The organism is Shewanella sp. MF05913, from assembly GCF_059758095.1.
The window spans coordinates 1-2,173 of the sequence record NZ_JCAYNT010000052.1 but is presented as its reverse complement, the minus strand read 5'-3'; the positions used below and the strand labels follow the sequence as shown (position 1 = coordinate 2,173).

The window sequence follows — 2,173 nt, the reverse complement described above, 5'->3', positions numbered from 1 at the left end:
GTAGCTTTTTCGCGTCGATAAATTTACGACGAGCATGAGCCCAACAGCCGACTAAGGTTGCCTCTGTTTTGGCATAGGCCTGATAACCATCCACGTGTAAGTACCCTTGATATCCATCAAGATAATTAACCACGCACGCGGCCGCGCGACTATTGTGGAAGTCGTAAAGCACGATATTAGGGATAGGATTATTCGGGTCTGGTGAATCCCTACCTGAGCAATACACCCACATGTAGCTGTTCACTTTATCGGATTTCACCACCTTTAATGGCGTTTCATCGGCAAACAACATGGGTTGCTTTAACAGCTCGGCTTTAAGTCGCTCAACTAGTGGCGCGAATAGCGCGGCGGATTTGTCTATCCAGCTGCTCATGGTCTGGCGACTGAGCTCAATACCGTATTGCTTGAACATCGCTTCCTGGCGATAAAGCGGTAACCCATATTGGTATTTACTGGTGATAAGCTGACTGAGCAAACTGCTTGTTGCAATGCCTTTATTGATGGGCATGGCAGGCATTGAGGCTTCCTTTATCGGGGTGTGAGTTGAAGATTTATCACAGTGACGGCAAGCGTACTTAGGTCGAATGTGCTCAATTACTTTGATTTGAGCGGGAATAAACTCAAGCTTTTCTGACTTATCTTCACCCATTTTATGTAGCTCTCCGCCACAGCAATCACACAATTTATCTTCAATATCGTGGATAACTTGTTCACGGGGTAAGTCTTTTGGCAGTGGCTTACGCACCGGCTTTTTACGGGTATAACTAATGGATTGCTGCTCAGCCTCAGCGGCTTCAATAATCTCTTCCACTTCATTGAATAACTCGCCTTGCCCGACAAAGCCTTCAGCACTCTTGCCGAATTGTTTTTGTTGGGCCAGGCGCCAGCGTTCTTCTAACGCAGCGATTTGCGCATCTTTTTGTAAAGATAATTGCCGCTCATTTTCGAGCAGTTTTTCCAGCTCAGCGATGCGCTGTTGAAGGGCGAGTACATTATTCATAACGCCTATTTTAAGGCATCATGAAAGGCTTTCCAGTGCTAACTGAACATCTTTTGATGATCATCAATCGATCGCCAACTCTTTTGAATAATTAAAGCACTTGCTTACCTGCAACATCAATTTTGGTGTGGCCAATCACATCATAACCCGCTAACAACCAGTGTAATTGTTGCTCGGTTAATCTCATGGTGGGTGACATGAGTTTAGGCCATTTGAACTTATGCTTATCTAAACGCTTATACCACAGGGCAAACCCGGTGTTATCCCAGTACAGCAGTTTGAGTTTGTCGCGGCCTTTATTACAAAATACAAATAGCGCACCACTGAGCACAGGTAGTTCAAGCTCTGCTTCCACCAACGCCGCCAATCCATTAATCGATTTACGAAAATCGACCACATCGGCACATAAATAAACGGTGGGCACATCAACAAACATCTTCATGCCGTTAGCTCTTTAATAATGGCAACGATATCGTTGGTTGCTAAATTGGTTGGAAACATTAACTGGCCTGTGCGGATATCAAACTGCACCACATTTTGATGAGTTTGCGCGCAGACTTCAGTGGTGGTTTGTTTTAACTGAATAAAACGTGATGATGTGGGGTTGGTTGTTTGCACTGGCAAAGTTGAATTAGGCTGATACTCAGCCAGTAAAGCACGTTGTTTATAATAAGTCGTAATAGCGACATTATGGTGTTGGCAGAATTCAATATTAGTGCCACTAAACGAGCCGCGTTGTTGAAGTAGCATCTGCCACTGAGTAGTTGTTCTGTATGTTTTCATCACCTGCTCCGAATTTATCATTGAGCAGGTATTTTTAGACAATCAGAACATCGATGCTAGGTGTACTTCGCTAGACGGTTACCTTTTTCGAGCCTCTCTTTTCAGAAAAATTAGCGCCAGTAAATGACCTATTCTGGCATGAGCATATCGGCCACACAGCTATCATGCTTCTTTCTACGACCATATTGACTAAACTGCAGACGTAAAAAAGCCCGTTGCGTTAGCAACGGGCTTATCACTACTCTTTCGAGTAAATTAGGCGTCTGGAAATGACCTACTCTCGCATGGGGAGACCCCACACTACCATCGGCGATACTGTGTTTCACTTCTGAGTTCGGAATGGGATCAGGTGGTGCCACAGCTCTATGGTTTCCAGACAAATTTTGGTTA

At 44.6% G+C, this 2,173-nt stretch carries 3 protein-coding genes and 1 rRNA gene; all 4 read right to left on the bottom strand.

What is annotated here, in order from left to right; all coding sequences use genetic code 11:
* A partial coding sequence (tnpC, locus tag AC19MV_RS22925) for an IS66 family transposase (RefSeq protein WP_498310033.1) occupies positions 1–1,000 on the bottom strand: 1,000 nt, incomplete at its 3' end.
* Positions 1,001–1,091: 91 nt separating this feature from the next.
* A complete protein-coding gene (tnpB, locus tag AC19MV_RS22920) occupies positions 1,092–1,442 on the bottom strand; it encodes an IS66 family insertion sequence element accessory protein TnpB (protein WP_498310032.1) in 351 nt (116 codons plus the stop codon).
* Positions 1,439–1,783: an IS66 family insertion sequence element accessory protein TnpB gene (locus tag AC19MV_RS22915; RefSeq protein WP_498310031.1), complete on the bottom strand. Its 345-nt coding sequence runs from the start codon at positions 1,781–1,783 to the stop codon at positions 1,439–1,441. The genes tnpB and AC19MV_RS22915 overlap by 4 nt, the downstream gene beginning before the upstream one ends.
* A 261-nt stretch (positions 1,784–2,044) precedes the next feature.
* Positions 2,045–2,160 (bottom strand): 5S ribosomal RNA (gene rrf, locus AC19MV_RS22910).
* Positions 2,161–2,173 lie beyond the last annotated feature (13 nt).

Excerpts from the sequence above, each read along its gene's own strand:
- AC19MV_RS22915 (WP_498310031.1), bottom strand. The coding sequence starts at position 1,783 with ATGAAAACATACAGAACAACTACTCAGTGGCAGATGCTACTTCAACAA.
- tnpB (WP_498310032.1), bottom strand. The coding sequence starts at position 1,442 with ATGAAGATGTTTGTTGATGTGCCCACCGTTTATTTATGTGCCGATGTG.